Origin of the sequence: Streptomyces sp. NPDC089424, assembly GCF_044749345.1 — a bacterium.
Taxonomy (GTDB): Bacteria; Actinomycetota; Actinomycetes; order Streptomycetales; family Streptomycetaceae; genus Streptomyces.
The window spans coordinates 127,931-144,495 of sequence record NZ_JBIVHU010000005.1 but is presented as its reverse complement, the minus strand read 5'-3'; the positions used below and the strand labels follow the sequence as shown (position 1 = coordinate 144,495).

Genomic DNA, 16,565 nt, shown 5'->3' with positions numbered 1-16,565 from the left:
GCCGCCGCTTGTCAGGCTCTGAGGAATTACGCAACAATGGCGTTGTGAAAAACGTCGGCGAGGCTCGGGAGACCCCCACGGGGGCCCCTCAGGAGGAGCTCGCGACCGGAGAGCGCTCGACGCGCAACCGGGTCGCGCGATCCATCCTGGACCACGGGCCGTCGACCGTCGCCGACCTCGCCGGACGGCTCGGACTCACCCAGGCGGCCGTACGCAGGCACCTGGATGCGCTCGTCGCCGACGACGTGGTCGAGGCGCGTGAGCAGCGGGTCTACGGAGCGCGCACACGCGGCCGCCCCGCCAAGGTGTTCGCCCTGACCGACTGCGGCCGCGACGCCTTCGACCAGTCCTACGACAAGCTCGCCGCCGACGCGCTGCGCTGGATCGCCGAGCGCGAGGGCGGCGGCGAGGCCATCGCCGCCTTCGCCCGTGCCCGGATGGCCGCCCAGGCGGGCGCCTACCGTGCGGCGGTCGAGTCGGCCGCCCCCGACAAGCGCGCCGAAGCACTGGCCAAGGCCCTGAGCGTGGACGGGTACGCTGCTACGGCGCGCAGCGCGCCCACCGGCGAACAGCTGTGCCAGCACCACTGCCCGGTCGCCCACGTCGCCGAGCAGTTTCCGCAGCTGTGCGAGGCCGAGACGGAGATCTTCGCCGAGCTGCTCGGGACGCATGTCCAGCGGCTGGCCACCATCGCGCACGGCGACGGTGTCTGCACGACGTTCATCCCCAAGACTTCCAAGTCCGACAACACTGCAAGCACGGCCGGGAGGAACCCCGCATGACTCTCCCCACGGAGACTGCCCACCCCGAACTCGAGGGTCTGGGCAAGTACGAATACGGCTGGGCCGACTCCGACGAAGCCGGTGCCGCAGCGAAGCGCGGCCTGAGCGAGGCTGTCGTCCGCGACATCTCGGACAAGAAGTCCGAGCCGGAGTGGATGACCAAGCTGCGCCTCAAGGGCCTGAAGCTCTTCGAGAAGAAGCCCATGCCGAACTGGGGCTCGGATCTGTCGGGCATCGACTTCGACAACATCAAGTACTTCGTGCGCTCCACGGAGAAGCAGGCGGAGTCCTGGGAGGACCTGCCCGAGGACATCAAGAACACGTACGACAAGCTCGGCATCCCGGAGGCGGAGAAGCAGCGCCTCGTCGCCGGTGTCGCGGCCCAGTACGAGTCCGAGGTCGTCTACCACCAGATCCGCGAGGACCTGGAGGAGCAGGGCGTCATCTTCCTCGACACCGACACCGCGCTGAAGGAGCACCCGGAGCTCTTCAAGGAGTACTTCGGGACCGTCATCCCGGTCGGTGACAACAAGTTCGCGTCGCTGAACACCGCCGTGTGGTCGGGCGGCTCCTTCATCTACGTGCCGCCGGGCGTGCACGTCGAGATCCCGCTCCAGGCCTACTTCCGGATCAACACCGAGAACATGGGCCAGTTCGAGCGGACCCTGATCATCGTCGACGAGGGTGCCTACGTGCACTACGTCGAGGGCTGCACCGCGCCGATCTACAAGTCGGACTCGCTGCACTCCGCCGTCGTCGAGATCATCGTCAAGAAGAACGCCCGCTGCCGCTACACGACCATCCAGAACTGGTCGAACAACGTCTACAACCTGGTCACCAAGCGCGCCGTCGCCTACGAGGGCGCGACCATGGAGTGGGTCGACGGCAACATCGGCTCCAAGGTGACGATGAAGTACCCGGCCGTCTACCTGATGGGCGAGCACGCCAAGGGCGAGACCCTGTCCATCGCCTTCGCGGGCGAGGGGCAGCACCAGGACGCCGGCGCCAAGATGGTCCACATGGCGCCGAACACCTCGTCCAACATCGTCTCCAAGTCGGTGGCCCGCGGTGGCGGCCGTACGTCCTACCGCGGTCTCATCGAGATCGGCGAGGGCGCCCCGGGCGCGAAGTCCAACGTGCTCTGCGACGCGCTGCTCGTCGACACCATCTCCCGCTCGGACACGTACCCGTACGTCGACGTCCGCGAGGACGACGTGTCCATGGGCCACGAGGCGACCGTCTCCAAGGTCTCCGAGGACCAGCTCTTCTACCTGATGAGCCGCGGTCTGAGCGAGTTCGAGGCGATGGCGATGATCGTGCGCGGCTTCGTCGAGCCGATCGCCAAGGAGCTGCCCATGGAGTACGCCCTGGAGCTCAACCGGCTGATCGAGCTGCAGATGGAAGGCGCGGTCGGCTGACCGCCCTCCCCAGAAGCAGCAGCAGATTTCTGACGTAGGAAGAGAGCAGACCGACAGCCATGGCTGAGGCTCAGAACGCCCCCAAGTCCTCGACTCCGCTCGGACAGGGGGGACCCCCACCGATGGGCAGCACCACCGCCGGCCAGATCGCGGTGGCCGCCGAGTCGACCGTCGTCTCGCGCATGAGCGCGCCCCCGTCCTTCGACGTGACGGACTTCCCGGTCCCGCACGGTCGCGAGGAGGAGTGGCGGTTCACCCCGCTGGAGCGCCTGCGCGGCCTGCACGACGGCACCGCGGTCGCCGCCGGCGACGGCGTGCGGATCGAGGTCGAGGCCCCCGCGGGCGTCGTCGTCGAGACCGTCGGCCGTGACGACGCGCGGCTCGGCAAGGCCGGCACCCCGGTGGACCGCGTGGCCGCCCAGGCGTACTCGGCGTTCGAGAAGGCCGGGGTCGTCACCGTCCCCAAGGAGACGGTCCTGACCGAGCCGATCCGCATCGCGGTGCACGGCGAGGGCGGGGTCGCCTACGGCCATCAGATCATCGAGCTGGGCGCCTTCGCCGAGGCCGTCGTCGTCATCGACCACACCGGTGACGCCGTGCTCGCCGCCAACGTCGACTACCTCCTCGGGGACGGCGCCAAGCTGACCGTCGTCTCCGTGCAGGACTGGGACGACAAGGCCGTGCACGTGGCCCAGCACAACGCCCTCGTCGGCCGCGACGCCTCCTTCAAGTCCGTGGTCGTCACCTTCGGCGGTGACGTCGTACGGCTGCACCCCCGCGTGCAGTACGCCGGCCCCGGCGGCGAGGCGGAGCTCCTCGGCCTGTACTTCACGGACGCCGGGCAGCACCAGGAGCACCGCCTCCTGGTCACCCACAACACCCCGCACTGCAAGTCGAACGTCGTCTACAAGGGCGCGCTCCAGGGCGACGCGGCGCACGCGGTGTGGATCGGCGACGTGCTGATCGAGGCCAAGGCCGAGGGCACGGACACCTACGAGATGAACCGCAACCTGGTCCTCACGGACGGTTCGCGCGTCGACTCGGTGCCGAACCTGGAGATCGAGACCGGCGAGATCGTCGGCGCCGGTCACGCGTCCGCCACCGGCCGCTTCGACGACGAGCAGCTGTTCTACCTGATGGCCCGCGGCATCCCGGAGCACGAGGCCCGCCGTCTCGTCGTCCGCGGCTTCTTCGCCGAACTGGTCCAGCAGATCGGCGTCCCGGACATCGAGGAGCGACTGCTGGTCAAGATCGACGAGGAGCTGGAGGCGTCGGTCGGATGAGCACCTTCGTACGCGCGTGCGCACTGAGCGAGCTGGAGGAGGACACCCCGAAGCGGGTGGAACTCGACGGCACGCCGGTGTCCCTCGTGCACACCGAGGGCGAGGTCTTCGCGATCCACGACATCTGCTCCCACGCGAACGTCTCGCTCTCGGAGGGCGAGGTGGAGGACTGCCAGATCGAGTGCTGGCTGCACGGGTCGTCGTTCGACCTGCGCACCGGTAAGCCGTCCGGCCTCCCCGCGACGCGCCCCGTTCCCGTATACCCCGTAAAGATCGAAGGGGACGACGTACTCGTCTCCCTCACCCAGGAGTCCTGAGGTACCCATGGCAACGCTTGAAATCCGAGACCTGCACGTCACCGTCGAGGCCGACAACGCCACGAAGGAGATCCTCAAGGGCGTCGACCTCACCGTGAAGCAGGGCGAGACGCACGCCATCATGGGCCCCAACGGCTCCGGCAAGTCGACCCTCGCCTACTCGCTCGCGGGTCACCCGAAGTACACGATCACCGCCGGCACCGTCACCCTCGACGGCGAGGACGTCCTGGAGATGTCCGTCGACGAGCGCGCCCGGGCCGGCCTGTTCCTCGCGATGCAGTACCCGGTCGAGGTCCCCGGTGTCTCGGTCTCCAACTTCCTGCGCACCTCCGCCACCGCGATCCGCGGCGAGGCCCCCAAGCTGCGCACCTGGGTGAAGGAGGTCAAGGAGACCATGGAGCGTCTCAACATGGACCCCGCCTTCGCCGAGCGCAACGTCAACGAGGGCTTCTCCGGCGGCGAGAAGAAGCGCCACGAGATCCTCCAGCTGGAGCTGCTCAAGCCGAAGGTCGCGATCCTCGACGAGACCGACTCCGGTCTGGACGTCGACGCGCTGCGCGTCGTCTCCGAGGGTGTCAACCGCGTCCGTGAGACCGGCGAGGTCGGCACCCTGCTGATCACCCACTACACGCGCATCCTGCGCTACATCAAGCCCGACTTCGTCCATGTGTTCGCGGCCGGCCGGATCGCCGAGTCCGGTGGTCCCGAGCTCGCCGACAAGCTGGAGAACGAGGGCTACGAGGCATACACGAAGGGTGGCGTATCCGCGTGACACAGCTGCCGGGCCTCCTCGACACCGAGGCGATCCGCAAGGACTTCCCCATCCTGGACCGACAGATCCATGACGGCCGGAAGCTCGTGTACCTGGACAACGCGGCGACCTCGCAGAAGCCGCGTCAGGTGCTGGACGCCCTGAACGAGTACTACGAGCGCTACAACGCCAACGTCCACCGCGGTGTGCATGTGCTCGCCGAGGAGGCCACGGCGCTGTACGAGGGCGCCCGCGACAAGGTCGCGGAATTCGTCAACGCGCCCTCGCGCGACGAGGTGATCTTCACCAAGAACGCCTCCGAGTCGCTCAACCTCGTGGCGAACATGCTGGGCTGGGCCGACGAGCCCTACCGCGTCGACTCGGACACCGAGATCGTCATCACCGAGATGGAGCACCACTCCAACATCGTCCCCTGGCAGCTGCTGGCGCAGCGCACGGGCGCGAAGCTGAAGTGGTTCGGCCTGACCGACGACGGCCGGCTCGACCTGTCGAACATCGACGAGATCATCACCGAGAAGACGAAGATCGTCTCCTTCGTGCTGGTCTCCAACATCCTCGGCACCCACAACCCGGTCGAGGCGATAGTGCGCCGCGCGCAGGAGGTCGGCGCGCTGGTCTGCATCGACGCCTCGCAGGCCGCGCCCCACATGCCGCTGGACGTGCAGGCGCTCCAGGCCGACTTCGTGGCCTTCACCGGCCACAAGATGTGCGGCCCGACCGGCATCGGCGTCCTCTGGGGCCGCCAGGAGCTGCTGGAGGACCTGCCCCCGTTCCTCGGCGGCGGCGAGATGATCGAGACGGTGTCGATGCACTCCTCGACATACGCCCCGGCCCCGCACAAGTTCGAGGCGGGCACCCCGCCGATCGCTCAGGCGGTCGGCCTCGGCGCGGCGATCGACTACCTGAACGCGATCGGCATGGACAAGATCCTCGCCCATGAGCACGCGCTCACGGAGTACGCCGTCAAGCGCCTGACGGAGGTCCCCGACCTGCGCATCATCGGCCCGACCACGGCCGAGGAGCGCGGCGCCGCGATCTCCTTCACCCTCGGTGACATCCACCCGCACGACGTGGGCCAGGTACTGGACGAGCAGGGCATCGCGGTCCGCGTGGGGCACCACTGCGCGCGCCCGGTCTGCCTGCGCTACGGAATTCCTGCGACCACGCGAGCGTCGTTCTATCTGTACTCCACGCCGGCCGAGATCGACGCTCTGGTCGACGGTCTGGAGCACGTACGGAACTTCTTCGGCTGAGGGGCGTGCTGAAACGGTGAAACTGGATTCCATGTACCAGGAAGTCATCCTGGACCACTACAAGAACCCTCACGGGCGTGGTCTTCGGGACGGCGACGCCGAGGTGCACCATGTGAACCCGACCTGCGGGGACGAGATCACCCTGCGGGTCAAGTACGAGGGCTCGACCATCAGCGACGTGTCGTACGAGGGCCAGGGCTGCTCGATCAGCCAGGCCTCGGCCTCCGTGCTGAACGAACTCCTCGTCGGCAAGGAGCTCGCCGACGCGCAGCGGATCCAGGCGACCTTCCTGGAGCTGATGCAGTCGAAGGGAAAGATCGAACCGGACGACGCGATGGAGGACGTCCTGGAGGACGCCGTCGCGTTCGCGGGGGTCTCCAAGTACCCGGCCCGGGTCAAGTGCGCCCTCCTGAGCTGGATGGCGTGGAAGGACGCGACGGCCCAGGCGCTGGGTGACGGCGCCGACGCCGAAAGGAAGACGGCATGAGCGAGACCGTGGAGATGAAGCCGGCCTCGGAGGAGGAGCTCCGTGAGGCCCTGATGGACGTCGTCGACCCCGAGCTGGGCATCGACGTCGTCAACCTCGGCCTGATCTACGGCATCCACGTCGACGACTCCAATGTGGCGACCGTCGACATGACCCTGACGTCCGCGGCCTGCCCGCTCACCGACGTCATCGAGGACCAGGCCAAGTCCGCCACGGACGGCCTCGTCAGCGAGCTGCGCATCAACTGGGTCTGGATGCCGCCGTGGGGCCCGGACAAGATCACGGACGACGGGCGCGACCAGCTGCGGGCGCTCGGGTTCAACGTCTGAGTCCGTCCTCGCAGGTCTTCGAGGTGGCCCTCGGCGTATCGCCGGGGGCCACTTCTGCGCCCGCCGTTATGTACGGGCGTACACAGCGTTGTGTACCCTCGTCCACATGGGATTCGTTCTGCTCGCCGGCGCCATAGCCGCCGAAGTGGCCGCCACCACCGCCATGAAGTACAGCCACGGCTTCACGCGGCTGGGACCCTCTCTGATCACCGCTCTCGGCTACCTCGTCGCGTTCGCGCTGCTGGCGCAGACCCTGAAGACGGTCTCCGTCGGGACGGCGTACGCGATCTGGGCCGGCGTCGGCACCGCGGCGATCGCGGTCATCGGGATGCTGTTCCTGGGCGAGGGGATGAGCACCGCCAAGGCCGCCGGGATCGCGTTGATCGTCGCGGGCGTCGTCGTGCTCAACCTGGGCGGGGCGCACTGATGGGCCGCCGCTACGACCCCGAGCGGCGCCAGCGGATCATCGACGCGGCGATCCGGGTGGTCGGCGCCAAGGGAATCGCCGGGCTGAGCCACCGGAGCGTCGCGGCGGAGGCCGACGTGCCGCTCGGATCGACGACCTACCACTTCAAGACGCTGGACGACCTGCTGGTCGCGGCGCTGCGGCAGGCCAACGAGGGCTTCGCCGGGCTGGTCGCCGGGCGCGAGTCGCCGACCGACCCACGGGCCGATCTGCCGGCCGAACTGGCCGCGCTGCTCGGGGAGTGGCTCGCGGGGGACCGTACGGGGGTGGAGCTGGAGTACGAGCTGTACCTCGCCGCGCTGCGCCGCCCGGCGCTGAGGCCCGTCGCCGCCGAGTGGACCGAGGAGGTGGGCGCCCACCTGGCCCGCCGCACGGACCCCGGGACCGCGCGGGCACTGCTGGCCCTGATGGACGGGATCTGTCTGCAGGTGCTGCTGACGGGGACCGCGTACGACGAGGGGTGGGCCCGACAGGTACTGGGCCGGGTCGTCCGCCCCGGGGCCGGCGCCGCCACCCCTCCCGCCACCTGAGACATCCCCCCGCTGGTTCGCATCGGCGGGCCCCCGCCGGTTAGGTTGCCCTCATGACCGACACGACTGCTCCTCGCACCACCGGCGCCGTGGCCGCCGGCCTTGCCACGATCGCCGCCGACGGCACTGTTCTCGACACCTGGTTCCCCGCGCCCGAACTGGCCGCCGAACCCGGACCGGCCGGTACCGAGCGCCTCGACGAGGCGCGCACCGCCGAACTGCTCGGTGAGCACGGCGTCGCGGCCCTGGGCAAGGACGAGGTGCGCGGCGTCGAGGTCGTGGCGGTCCGCACGGTCATCTCCTCGGTCGAGGACAAGCCCCTCGACACCCACGACGCGTACCTGCGTCTCCACCTGCTCTCGCACCGCCTGGTGAAGCCCAACGAGGCCAACCTCGACGGCGTCTTCGGCCTGCTCGCCAACGTCGCCTGGACCTCCCTCGGCCCGGTCGCGGTCGACACCCTGGAGACCGTCCGCCTTGCCGCCCGCGCCCGGGGCCTGCACCTGAGCGTCTTCGGTGTCGACAAGTTCCCGCGCATGACCGACTACGTGGCCCCGGCCGGCGTCCGCGTCGCCGATGCCGACCGTGTCCGCCTCGGCGCCCACCTCGCCGCGGGCACCACCGTCATGCACGAGGGCTTCGTCAACTTCAACGCCGGCACCCTCGGCACCTCCATGGTCGAGGGCCGCATCTCGCAGGGCGTCGTGGTCGGCGACGGCTCCGACATCGGCGGCGGCGCGTCGACCATGGGCACGTTGTCCGGCGGCGGCAAGGAGCGGGTCGCCATCGGTGAGCGCTCCCTCGTCGGCGCCGAGGCCGGCATCGGGATCGCGCTCGGCGACGACTGCGTCGTGGAGGCGGGCCTCTACCTGACCGCCGGCACCCGCGTCACCCTCCCCGACGGCCAGATCGTCAAGGCCCGTGAACTCTCCGGCGCCTCCAACATCCTCTTCCGCCGCAACTCCGTCTCCGGCACGGTCGAGGCCCGCCCGAACAACGCGGAGTGGGGCGGCCTGAACGAGGTGCTGCACAGCCACAACTGACGGCCGCCGGCCGCCGCGACGGGCGAACGGGCGCCCTTCCCCGGCCGAGGCCGGTCCGGAGGGCGCTCCTTGCCGTTGTCAGCCGATGAGGGCGTGGGTGATCTGCCGGGTGGTCTGCGCGGCGACCCGGGGGTCGACGGCGGCGTAGTACGTGTAGGCGTTCAGGCCGGTGGCCAGCGCCCAGCCGCGCCCTCGCAGCCAGGTGGCGTCGTCCACGCCGAGCGCGTCGCGGAAGACGGCCCGGCTGTCGGGCGACATCAGAGTGAAGGCGATCATCAGGTCAGGGGCCGGGTCGCCGGTGGCGAGGCCGCCGAAGTCGATGACGGCGCTGAGGCGGCCGTCGACGGTCAGCAGATTGCCGGTGTGGAAGTCGCCGTGGAACCACACCGGAGGGCCGTCCCATCCCGGGGCGCTCAGCGCCGCCTCCCACAGTTCGGTCATCGCCGCGGCATCGAACACGCCGTCAACGTCGGCGATGGCGGCCCGTGTCGCACGGTCCCGTTCGGACAACGGCCGGCCGGTGAGGTCTTCCCCTCCGTCCTCGGCGGGGACGCCTTCGGGTGCGAACCCCTGCAGGGCGGCCAGGAAGTCGGCGAGGGCAACGGCGGCCCCGGAGGAGTCGGCCAGGGCCTCGACGGTCGCCACCTCGCCGTCCAGCCAGCGGGACACCGCCCACGGCCACGGATAACCGAAGGCGGGGGCGCCCACCCCCACGGGTACCGGGACGGCCAGCGGAAGGTGCGGAGCGAGCCGGGGCAGCCACCGGGCCTCCTTCCTGGCCTGTCCGATCGCTCCGGCATGCCGGGGCAGCCGGACGGACAACTCCTCGCCCAGCCGGTAGATCACGTGGTCGGAGCCGGCGGGGTCGAGCAGCTCGAGGGGCAGCCCTGCCCACTGCGGGAATTGAGCGTCGACCAGGCGCCTGACCAGTACCTCATCGATGTGCGGGCGAGGGTCCGCAGTTCCCGCGGTCACCAAGGCCAACTCCTCCGGCCGGCCCGCTCCGTGCGGCGGGCGCTCAAAGCCATGACAGTGCCTCACGGCCCGTCCTGTCGACCGAATTTGCGGACGGTCGCAGACACCATGGCTTCGTTGTCTCCATGCGTTGCGTTTCACCGAGGGCAGACCGGGCCCGCGCTATTCATAGTTGGTCGCGGCTCGCAGCGCTCGTGCGAAGAAGGTCCAATCACCGTCGGCAGGAAGGTCACGGCCGGCGTCGTCGTACCAGCCGCACGCGTCGTCGATCCAGGCCGCGAGAGCTTCCAGGAAACTCGCGAGGTCTGGGTTCTCCCATGAGGGGCCCTCCTGGGCATGGCTTTGGTGGAGAGCACGGACGAAGGCGGCCAAATCTTCTCTGCTGGAGACGTGATCAGGCGACGCGGTCATGAGCGGCACACTATGCGGCGCCCGACGGCGGGAGCGAATACAAGGCTGGATCTTCGGCCCAGTCCTCCAGCACGCGCACAGAGCATTACTCTCCGCATTCGTGCATACCTGATGTCGGGTGGTGAGTCTGTCGGCGGGGGGTCTTCTGTTGGTGCAGGTGAAGGGGTGGGGTGGGCGTCACTGGGGGGCGGGACGATCACTTAAAAGGATTACCGTCCGTTACCTTTGGTGGCTTTCGGAAGATGAGTTCGGTGGACCCGGTGTCCGGTCGGATGCCGCGACGGTGAGACGAGGACTGAGCAATGACGAACGAGCGGGCGGGGATCGTGGCGCGTCGGCTGGCCGGTGTGGTGGCCGCGGCGACGGTGTGCTGGCTGCCGGCGGGCGTCGCGCACGCCGACGAGAGCAACACGGGATCGCACAACGGTCCGCGGATCGGGCTGGTCAACCTGGGGCAGGTCGACGACCCCGCCGAGGACGTGCTGGAGCACTTCCGGCTGATCGGCAACGAGCGCACGACGGAGAACGGTGCCAGTTGAACCTCGCGAGTGCCGGGAGCATCAGGGCGCGGACAGAGCCCCGTACGCCGACAGCAGGGCAGTCGTCGTCGGGCGGTCCGCGGGGCGCAGGGGCGGGCGGACGGGGCCGGACGGCAGGCCCAGGGCGTTCAGGAGGGCCTTGGCGGTGACCGTGCCGGGGAGGCCGGCCGCCGTCATCGCCTCGATCAGCGGCGTGGCCTGCCGTTGGCCCTGGGCCGCACCTGCCGTGTCGCCCGCGTCGAAGGCGGCGAGTATCGCGTCGATGTGACGGGGGATCACGTTCGCCACGGTGCTGACGCAGCCCGCCGCGCCCACGGCGTACAGCGCGAGGATGTGCTCGTCGCAGCCCGCGTAGTACGCCAGGTCGGTGCGGGACATGACCTTCTGGGCGCCGAGGAAGTCGTACGAGCAGTCCTTGACGGCCACCACACGGGGGTGTTCCGCGAGCCGGATCAGTGTCTCCGGCTCGATGCGGGTGCCGGTGCGGGCCGGGATGTCGTAGAGCATGAGCGGCAGGCCCGACGCGTCCGCGATGTCGCGGAAGTGCGCCTCCACTGCCTCCCGCGGGGGACGGCTGTAGTACGGGGTGACGACCAGGGCCCCGTCGGCGCCGGCCTTCTCGGCCCGCAGGGCGAGTTCGACGGTGTGGCGGGTGTCGGAGGTGCCGACGCCCGCGACGACCGACGCGCGCGCCCCGACCGCCTCCCGGACCGCCCGGACGAGCGCCGCCTTCTCGGTGTCGGACGTGGTCGGCGACTCGCCCGTCGTCCCGTTGACCACCAGCCCGTCGCATCCCCGCGACACCAGGAGGCCGGCGAGCCGCTGCGCGCCGTCGAGGTCGAGCGCGCCCGCCTCTGTGAAAGGAGTGATCATCGCGCAGAGGGTGCGGCCGAAGGGCGGGGCGAGGGGCGGGGCGAGGGGAGAGGGGTTCGTCATGAGAGTAGTGTCGGCGCGCCGATCGTGTAGCTCCACTTAAATCTTCTACGACGTATTCATAAGGGATGGTGGACAGGGCTGTGGATCGGGTGAGGGGTGGCCTGGTCCGTGGGGAGGGGCACGGACTGGCGGGGAGCGGTCGGGTCGGGTGCGCCGAACTCGTCGGCGGAGCCGTTCCGTTGCCGGCCCGCCTCGGCCGGTTCCGGACCGGCGCGCCGGGCGCGGGGCGGGGGCGCGGTGCAGGGATAGGGCGGGGCGGTGCGGGTACCCGGGAGTTCCGAACCGAGAGGAGGCGGAACACCGTGACCGGGATCCCGGACGTCAAGCCCATGACCGAGGAGCATCACTCGGTGGGCGAACTCGTCGGCCAGGCGACCGAACAACTCTCCCAGCTCGTGCGCCAGGAAGTGAGCCTCGCCAAGGAGGAGCTGGCCGCGAAGGGCCGGCGCGCGGGCCGTGGTGGCGGACTCCTCGGCGCCGCGGGCGCCGTCGCCTACGCCGGGCTGCTCGCCCTCGCCGCCACGGCCACCGCCGCGCTCTCGCTGACGCTGCCCGTCTGGGCCGCGGCGCTGATCGTCACGGGCGTGCTCTTCGCGCTCGCCGCACTACTGGCCGCGACCGGCCGCGCACAGCTGCGCCGTGCGGCACCCCCCACGCCCGAGGTGACTCTCGGCAGCGTCAGGGCCGATGTCGAGGAGATCAAGGAAAGGGCACATCGATGACAGACAGGACGACGCAGGGCACCGGCGCCAAGGGGCCCGACGAGCTGCGCCGGCAGATCGAGCAGACCCGCGGCCAGCTGGGCGACACCGTCGAGGAACTGGCCGCCAAGGCGGACGTCAAGGGGCGGGCCAAGGCGCGCGCCGCCGACCTCAAGGACAAGGCCGGCGCGATGACGGTCCAGCTGCGCAGCACCGCGGCCCAGGCCGGTCACGCCGTCCAGGGCAAGGCGGCCCAGGCGGGACATGTCGTGCAGGGCAAGGCGGTCGAGGCGACGCACACCGTGCAGGGCAGGGCCGCGAAGGCGAACCACGCCGTGCAGGGGAAGGCCGCGAAGGCGAGCGAGACCGTCGAGCACGCTGCCGTCCCGCAGCCGGTGCGCACGCTCGTCCTGGCCGGGCTGCGGCATCCCGGGCCGGTTCTGGCCGCGGGCGCGGCGGCCGGTGCGGTGGCCGTGGCGGCGGCGGTGATACGCCGCAGGCACGGCGGACGGTAGGCGAGCGCGGCGCCCGGTGGCGCCGCCTGGAAGCGGTTCGCGCGTGCGGGGCCGACCGGTGGAGACACCGGCCGGCCCTTTTCGCACGCGACGCCCGTTCCCGCGCCGCGCCTCACACGACGCCCGTTCCCGCGCGGGGCCTCGCGCGACGCCCGTTCCCGCGCGGGGCCTCACACGACGGCCGTTCCCGCGCCGGGTCTCGCGCGACGGCCGTTCCCGCGCCGGGTCTCGCGCGACGGCCGTTCCCGCGCGGGGCCTCGCGCGACGGCCGTTCCCGCGCGGGGCCTCGCGCGACGGCCGTTCCCGCGCCGGGCCCCTCACGCGCGCCGCCCCTTTCGCGCGCGACGCCAGTCCCACGCCCGGCCTCACGCACGCCGCCCCTCTCCGCGCCGGGCCGCATCCGCGAAGCCCGTTCTCGCGCCGAGCCGCAGGCACGACGACGGGGCCGCACGCGCGACGACCACGCCCCGCCGGCCGGACCACCCCCTCCCCGACACGATCCCCACCGACAACTCGAACTGTCTGGACAAAAAAAGTTTTCGGTGGGAGGGTGGACCCATGCTGGACGTGACCGTGATCGAGGACCCCGAGGCCGCAGCCGTCTGTCTGGACCCCGTCCGGGCCGAGCTGCTCGCGCGGCTCGCCGACGGCCCCGCCTCGGCGGCGATGCTGGCCGGCCAGGTGGGGCTGCCCCGCCAGAAGGTGAACTACCACCTGAAGGCGCTGGAGCGGCACGGCCTGGTCGAGCTCGCCGGAGAGCGCCGCAAGGGCAACGTCACCGAGCGGCTGATGCGCGCGAGTGCCGCCTCGTACGTCATCTCGCCCCTCGCCCTGGCCGCCGTGCAGCCCGATCCGGACCGCTTCCGGGACCAGCTGTCCGCCCACTGGCTGCTCGCCCTCGGCGCACGGCTCGTACGGGACGTCGGGACGCTGATCACGGGCGCCGCCAAGGCCCGCAAGCGGCTCGCGACATACGCGCTGGACGGCGAGGTGCGCTTCGCCTCCGCCGCCGACCGGGCGGCGTTCGTCGAGGAGCTGACGGCGGGCGTGACCGCGCTGATCCACAAGTACGACGCCCCGGACACCGAGGGCGGCCGGGACCACCGGATCGTCGTGGCCGTCCATCCCACGGTCAAGCCCCAGCCATCTGCCCCGGAAATCGACAGTTAGCAGAGCCGGTACCCCCGTACCGCCGCCACTCAGGAGCCACCATGTCCAAGGAATTCGAGATCGCCCGAGAGTTCGAGGTCGACGCCACGCCCGAGCAGGTGTGGGAGGCCGTCACCGCCGGCACCGGAGGCTGGCTGTGGCCGATGGAGGCGCCGGAGCCGCGCGTGGGCGGCAAGGGGCCCTTCGGCTCGGAGGTCGTCGCCTGGGACCCGCCGCACCGGTACGTCAACCGCGTCGAGGACGTCGAGGGGATCTCCGAGCAGAGCCGGAACCAGCTCGACTACACCGTCGAGCCGCGCGACGGCGGACGGCGGGCCTGGGTGCGGTACGTGCACAGCGGGATCTTCGTCGACGACTGGGACAACCAGTACGACGGCGCGAGCAAGCACACCGAGTTCTACCTGCACACCCTGCGCCAGTACCTGACGGCCTTCGGCGGCCGGCCGATCACGGCGTTCGCCACCTTCGACGGGCCCGGGACGTCCGGCGCGCCCGACGCCCTCGCCACGGTCGGGCGGGCGCTCGGGCTGGCGGACGACGCCGCCGAGGGCGCGCGGGTCCAGGTGCGCGGACCCGAGGACCGTCCCGTCGACGCCGTTCTGGACTTCCGCAACCCGTACTTCATCGGCCTGCGCACCGACGACGCGATGCTGCGCTTCTTCGGGCGCAACCACTGGGGCCACGTCGTCGGCATGTCCGTGCACGACTTCGCCCCGGACGCCGACGCCACGGCGGACGAAGCCGCGTGGCAGGGCTGGCTGAAGGGCGTCTTCAGCCGGCCCTGACGAGGCGCGCGACCGGCTACGGGCGGAACCGCAGCACCTGCGGGTCGTGGTCGCTGATCTGGTCGTGGAACTCGGCGTTGATGTGCACGCTGTCGTACTCGAAGTCGCAGCCGCGCCGGATCGACGGGCTGATCAGGATCTGGTCCAGGGTCTGGCTGTTGCCCTGGTAGACGTACGAGTAACGCTCGTCCCGAGGCAGCGACTTGACCGCCGACCACAGCTCGCCGCGGCCTTCGAGCAGCTCCACCGTGTCGGAGAACTCGAAGTCGTTGATGTCGCCCAGGGTGACCACGTCGGCGTTCTTCTGGATGTCCAGGACCTGCTTGACGAAGGCGTTCACCGCGCTCGCCTGGAGGTGGCGCTGGGTCTCCGAGCTCCGGGCAGGCGGCTGGTACTGCGAGGTCAGTGCCTGGTCGCCGCCCTTGGAGTTGAAGTGGTTGGCGATCACGAAGACGGTCTTGCCGCGGAAGACGAACTCGCCGGCCAGCGGCTTGCGGCTGTTCGTCCAGGCCGTGTTCGCCGGGTCGATCCGGCCGGGGGAGGCCGTCAGCGCCGCCTTGCCGCGCACCTTCGTCACGCCCACCGCGGTCGTCGCGTCGCCGCCGGCGCGGTCGGTGAAGGACACCCGCTCGGGGTTGAACAGGAACGCCTGACGGATGTTGCCGCCCGGCTCCCCGCCGTCGGCGTTGTTCACCGGGTCGACCGAACGCCACTCGTACGCCGGGCCGCCCGCCGCCACGATCGCGTCGATCAGCTTGGCCAGCGTCCCGTCGGCGGCGACCGTGCCGTCGTTCGTCGCGCCGTTGTTGTCCTGGATCTCCTCCAGGGAGACGATGTCCGGCGACCGCAGGTTGTTCACGATCGCGGCGGCGTGCGCCTCGAAGGTGGCGTCGGACGGGTCGAGGTTCTCGACGTTGTACGTCGCCACCGCCAGCTCGCCGCGCCGCTGCGCGCGGGTCGTCTCGCGCTCCAGGCCACCGTGCTTCAGGGTGCCGAGCTCGCTGGCCACGAGCGTGTAGCCGCCGAACTGGTTGTAGTCCAGCGGGCCGGTGGTGCTGCCGGCGAGCACGTCGCCGACGTTCGCGTCCGGGAAGTCGGCGACCGCGCCGAGCGACTGGATCTGGAGCCGGCCGGTGTTCTGCGCGTCGTACGAGCCGTAGACCGAGCCGCCGTGCTCGCTGGTGTTCTCGCGCGGCTTCACCGTGACCCACAGTTCGGTGTACGGGTCGGTCGCGCCGACCACCCGCGTGTCCGCGACCCGGACGTTCATGCCCTCCAGGGACTCGTAGTAGTCCAGGGCGTACTTCTTCGGCAGCAGCGTCAGGCCGCCCACCGAGCCGCTCGCGGCCGGGTCGCCGGCCGGCGTGTAGGCGTTCGGCACGGACCGCGCGTCGATCACGGTGGCGGCCGGCACCGGGTTGCCGCTGGAGACGACGGTGACCGTCGGCCGGGTGATCTCGGTGAGGGCCTGGTTGCCGGAGCCGGTGCCGCCGGGCACGTACTCGGACACGGTGCCCGACACGGTCACCGAGTCGCCGACGGCGACCTTCGGGGCGGAGCTGGTGAAGACGAAGACGCCCTCGCTGGTGGCCGGGTCGGCGTCGGCGGCCGGGTCCTGGATCCAGAAACCGCGCGAGGAGCCGTAGCCGCGGACGCCGGTGACGATTCCGGCCACGTCCGTGACCTGCCGGCCCGCGTACGGGGACGTCCGCGTGGTGCCCTGGATGTCATGGATGCGTACCGCCTCCGCGTGCGCGGGCGAGGCGATGACGACGGTGGACGCCGCGGAGCAGACGGCGGCGACGGTGAGCGCGGCGAGGCGCGCGGAAGACTTGCTCGGCAAGAGGATCCCT

20 protein-coding genes are annotated in these 16,565 nt (G+C 70.7%); 16 read left to right on the top strand and 4 right to left on the bottom strand.

Annotation, left to right across the window (positions count from 1 at the left end):
- The first annotated feature begins 44 nt into the window (after nucleotides 1–44).
- The 11 genes from ACIP2X_RS23235 (at nucleotide 45) to dapD (ending at nucleotide 8,680) form a co-directional block, all read left to right on the top strand.
- Nucleotides 45–782 (top strand): helix-turn-helix transcriptional regulator, encoded by a 738-nt coding sequence (locus ACIP2X_RS23235; protein WP_401676106.1) that lies wholly within the window; start codon nucleotides 45–47, stop codon nucleotides 780–782.
- Nucleotides 779–2,200, top strand: a complete 1,422-nt coding sequence (gene sufB, locus ACIP2X_RS23230) for a Fe-S cluster assembly protein SufB (RefSeq protein ID WP_401676104.1) — start codon at nucleotides 779–781, stop codon at nucleotides 2,198–2,200. The genes ACIP2X_RS23235 and sufB overlap by 4 nt, the downstream gene beginning before the upstream one ends.
- A 59-nt stretch (nucleotides 2,201–2,259) precedes the next feature.
- On the top strand, nucleotides 2,260–3,483 hold the full coding sequence (gene sufD / locus ACIP2X_RS23225; RefSeq protein ID WP_401676102.1) for a Fe-S cluster assembly protein SufD: 1,224 nt from the start codon (nucleotides 2,260–2,262) through the stop codon (nucleotides 3,481–3,483).
- The gene (locus ACIP2X_RS23220) at nucleotides 3,480–3,800 is read left to right on the top strand and encodes a bifunctional 3-phenylpropionate/cinnamic acid dioxygenase ferredoxin subunit (RefSeq protein ID WP_401676099.1); all 321 of its coding nucleotides are present in this window, start codon (nucleotides 3,480–3,482) and stop codon (nucleotides 3,798–3,800) included. Before sufD ends, ACIP2X_RS23220 begins: the two co-directional genes overlap by 4 nt.
- Nucleotides 3,801–3,807: 7 nt before the next feature.
- Complete coding sequence (gene sufC / locus ACIP2X_RS23215; protein ID WP_401676097.1) at nucleotides 3,808–4,572, top strand: Fe-S cluster assembly ATPase SufC; 765 nt, start codon at nucleotides 3,808–3,810, stop codon at nucleotides 4,570–4,572.
- Nucleotides 4,569–5,825, top strand: a complete 1,257-nt coding sequence (locus tag ACIP2X_RS23210; RefSeq protein ID WP_401676095.1) for a cysteine desulfurase — start codon at nucleotides 4,569–4,571, stop codon at nucleotides 5,823–5,825. Before sufC ends, ACIP2X_RS23210 begins: the two co-directional genes overlap by 4 nt.
- A 16-nt stretch (nucleotides 5,826–5,841) precedes the next feature.
- Nucleotides 5,842–6,312 (top strand): Fe-S cluster assembly sulfur transfer protein SufU, encoded by a 471-nt coding sequence (gene sufU, locus ACIP2X_RS23205; protein ID WP_401676093.1) that lies wholly within the window; start codon nucleotides 5,842–5,844, stop codon nucleotides 6,310–6,312.
- Complete coding sequence (locus ACIP2X_RS23200) at nucleotides 6,309–6,641, top strand: metal-sulfur cluster assembly factor (RefSeq protein WP_093546390.1); 333 nt, start codon at nucleotides 6,309–6,311, stop codon at nucleotides 6,639–6,641. The genes sufU and ACIP2X_RS23200 overlap by 4 nt, the downstream gene beginning before the upstream one ends.
- A 106-nt stretch (nucleotides 6,642–6,747) precedes the next feature.
- Nucleotides 6,748–7,068 carry a DMT family transporter gene (locus ACIP2X_RS23195; protein ID WP_401676091.1) on the top strand — a complete coding sequence of 107 codons (321 nt, stop codon included), beginning with the start codon at nucleotides 6,748–6,750 and terminating at the stop codon, nucleotides 7,066–7,068.
- Entirely contained in the window at nucleotides 7,068–7,637 is a 570-nt protein-coding gene (locus ACIP2X_RS23190) for a TetR/AcrR family transcriptional regulator (RefSeq protein ID WP_401676089.1), read from the top strand. The genes ACIP2X_RS23195 and ACIP2X_RS23190 overlap by 1 nt, the downstream gene beginning before the upstream one ends.
- Nucleotides 7,638–7,690: 53 nt before the next feature.
- Nucleotides 7,691–8,680: a 2,3,4,5-tetrahydropyridine-2,6-dicarboxylate N-succinyltransferase gene (dapD, locus tag ACIP2X_RS23185; RefSeq protein WP_401676087.1), complete on the top strand. Its 990-nt coding sequence runs from the start codon at nucleotides 7,691–7,693 to the stop codon at nucleotides 8,678–8,680.
- Between the two features lie 78 nt (nucleotides 8,681–8,758).
- Here the strand turns inward: dapD and ACIP2X_RS23180 are convergent, their stop codons facing one another.
- Both ACIP2X_RS23180 and ACIP2X_RS23175 read right to left on the bottom strand, forming a co-directional pair.
- Nucleotides 8,759–9,658 carry an aminoglycoside phosphotransferase family protein gene (locus tag ACIP2X_RS23180; protein WP_401676085.1) on the bottom strand — a complete coding sequence of 300 codons (900 nt, stop codon included), beginning with the start codon at nucleotides 9,656–9,658 and terminating at the stop codon, nucleotides 8,759–8,761.
- A gap of 159 nt (nucleotides 9,659–9,817) precedes the next feature.
- The gene (locus ACIP2X_RS23175) at nucleotides 9,818–10,066 is read right to left on the bottom strand and encodes a hypothetical protein (protein WP_401676083.1); all 249 of its coding nucleotides are present in this window, start codon (nucleotides 10,064–10,066) and stop codon (nucleotides 9,818–9,820) included.
- Nucleotides 10,067–10,368: 302 nt separating this feature from the next.
- On the opposite strand from ACIP2X_RS23175, the gene ACIP2X_RS23170 reads away from it, so the two are divergent.
- Nucleotides 10,369–10,605 (top strand): hypothetical protein, encoded by a 237-nt coding sequence (locus ACIP2X_RS23170; protein WP_401676081.1) that lies wholly within the window; start codon nucleotides 10,369–10,371, stop codon nucleotides 10,603–10,605.
- Between the two features lie 21 nt (nucleotides 10,606–10,626).
- Here ACIP2X_RS23170 and dapA read toward each other — a convergent pair whose 3' ends face one another.
- Nucleotides 10,627–11,541, bottom strand: a complete 915-nt coding sequence (gene dapA / locus ACIP2X_RS23165; RefSeq protein WP_401676079.1) for a 4-hydroxy-tetrahydrodipicolinate synthase — start codon at nucleotides 11,539–11,541, stop codon at nucleotides 10,627–10,629.
- A 329-nt stretch (nucleotides 11,542–11,870) separates the two neighbouring features.
- On the opposite strand from dapA, the gene ACIP2X_RS23160 reads away from it, so the two are divergent.
- The 4 genes from ACIP2X_RS23160 (at nucleotide 11,871) to ACIP2X_RS23145 (ending at nucleotide 14,712) form a co-directional block, all read left to right on the top strand.
- Nucleotides 11,871–12,263: a phage holin family protein gene (locus tag ACIP2X_RS23160; protein WP_401676557.1), complete on the top strand. Its 393-nt coding sequence runs from the start codon at nucleotides 11,871–11,873 to the stop codon at nucleotides 12,261–12,263.
- Entirely contained in the window at nucleotides 12,260–12,757 is a 498-nt protein-coding gene (locus tag ACIP2X_RS23155; protein ID WP_401676077.1) for a DUF3618 domain-containing protein, read from the top strand. Before ACIP2X_RS23160 ends, ACIP2X_RS23155 begins: the two co-directional genes overlap by 4 nt.
- 558 nt (nucleotides 12,758–13,315) lie before the next feature.
- Nucleotides 13,316–13,927, top strand: coding sequence for an ArsR/SmtB family transcription factor (locus tag ACIP2X_RS23150; RefSeq protein WP_401676075.1), 612 nt, complete (start codon nucleotides 13,316–13,318; stop codon nucleotides 13,925–13,927).
- A 41-nt stretch (nucleotides 13,928–13,968) separates the two neighbouring features.
- On the top strand, nucleotides 13,969–14,712 hold the full coding sequence (locus ACIP2X_RS23145) for an SRPBCC domain-containing protein (protein WP_401676073.1): 744 nt from the start codon (nucleotides 13,969–13,971) through the stop codon (nucleotides 14,710–14,712).
- A 16-nt stretch (nucleotides 14,713–14,728) separates the two neighbouring features.
- Here ACIP2X_RS23145 and ACIP2X_RS23140 read toward each other — a convergent pair whose 3' ends face one another.
- The gene (locus ACIP2X_RS23140; RefSeq protein WP_401676071.1) at nucleotides 14,729–16,555 is read right to left on the bottom strand and encodes an endonuclease/exonuclease/phosphatase family protein; all 1,827 of its coding nucleotides are present in this window, start codon (nucleotides 16,553–16,555) and stop codon (nucleotides 14,729–14,731) included.
- Nucleotides 16,556–16,565: the final 10 nt, after the last annotated feature.

What these genes read in the sequence shown, in the direction of transcription:
- sufB (WP_401676104.1), top strand. Translation starts at nt 779, where the DNA reads ATGACTCTCCCCACGGAGACTGCCCACCCCGAACTCGAGGGTCTGGGC.
- sufD (WP_401676102.1), top strand. Translation starts at nt 2,260, where the DNA reads ATGGCTGAGGCTCAGAACGCCCCCAAGTCCTCGACTCCGCTCGGACAG.
- ACIP2X_RS23220 (WP_401676099.1), top strand. Translation starts at nt 3,480, where the DNA reads ATGAGCACCTTCGTACGCGCGTGCGCACTGAGCGAGCTGGAGGAGGAC.
- sufC (WP_401676097.1), top strand. Translation starts at nt 3,808, where the DNA reads ATGGCAACGCTTGAAATCCGAGACCTGCACGTCACCGTCGAGGCCGAC.
- ACIP2X_RS23200 (WP_093546390.1), top strand. Translation starts at nt 6,309, where the DNA reads ATGAGCGAGACCGTGGAGATGAAGCCGGCCTCGGAGGAGGAGCTCCGT.
- ACIP2X_RS23195 (WP_401676091.1), top strand. Translation starts at nt 6,748, where the DNA reads ATGGGATTCGTTCTGCTCGCCGGCGCCATAGCCGCCGAAGTGGCCGCC.
- ACIP2X_RS23190 (WP_401676089.1), top strand. Translation starts at nt 7,068, where the DNA reads ATGGGCCGCCGCTACGACCCCGAGCGGCGCCAGCGGATCATCGACGCG.
- dapD (WP_401676087.1), top strand. Translation starts at nt 7,691, where the DNA reads ATGACCGACACGACTGCTCCTCGCACCACCGGCGCCGTGGCCGCCGGC.
- ACIP2X_RS23175 (WP_401676083.1), bottom strand. Translation starts at nt 10,066, where the DNA reads ATGACCGCGTCGCCTGATCACGTCTCCAGCAGAGAAGATTTGGCCGCC.
- ACIP2X_RS23170 (WP_401676081.1), top strand. Translation starts at nt 10,369, where the DNA reads ATGACGAACGAGCGGGCGGGGATCGTGGCGCGTCGGCTGGCCGGTGTG.
- dapA (WP_401676079.1), bottom strand. Translation starts at nt 11,541, where the DNA reads ATGACGAACCCCTCTCCCCTCGCCCCGCCCCTCGCCCCGCCCTTCGGC.
- ACIP2X_RS23160 (WP_401676557.1), top strand. Translation starts at nt 11,871, where the DNA reads ATGACCGAGGAGCATCACTCGGTGGGCGAACTCGTCGGCCAGGCGACC.
- ACIP2X_RS23155 (WP_401676077.1), top strand. Translation starts at nt 12,260, where the DNA reads ATGACAGACAGGACGACGCAGGGCACCGGCGCCAAGGGGCCCGACGAG.
- ACIP2X_RS23150 (WP_401676075.1), top strand. Translation starts at nt 13,316, where the DNA reads ATGCTGGACGTGACCGTGATCGAGGACCCCGAGGCCGCAGCCGTCTGT.
- ACIP2X_RS23145 (WP_401676073.1), top strand. Translation starts at nt 13,969, where the DNA reads ATGTCCAAGGAATTCGAGATCGCCCGAGAGTTCGAGGTCGACGCCACG.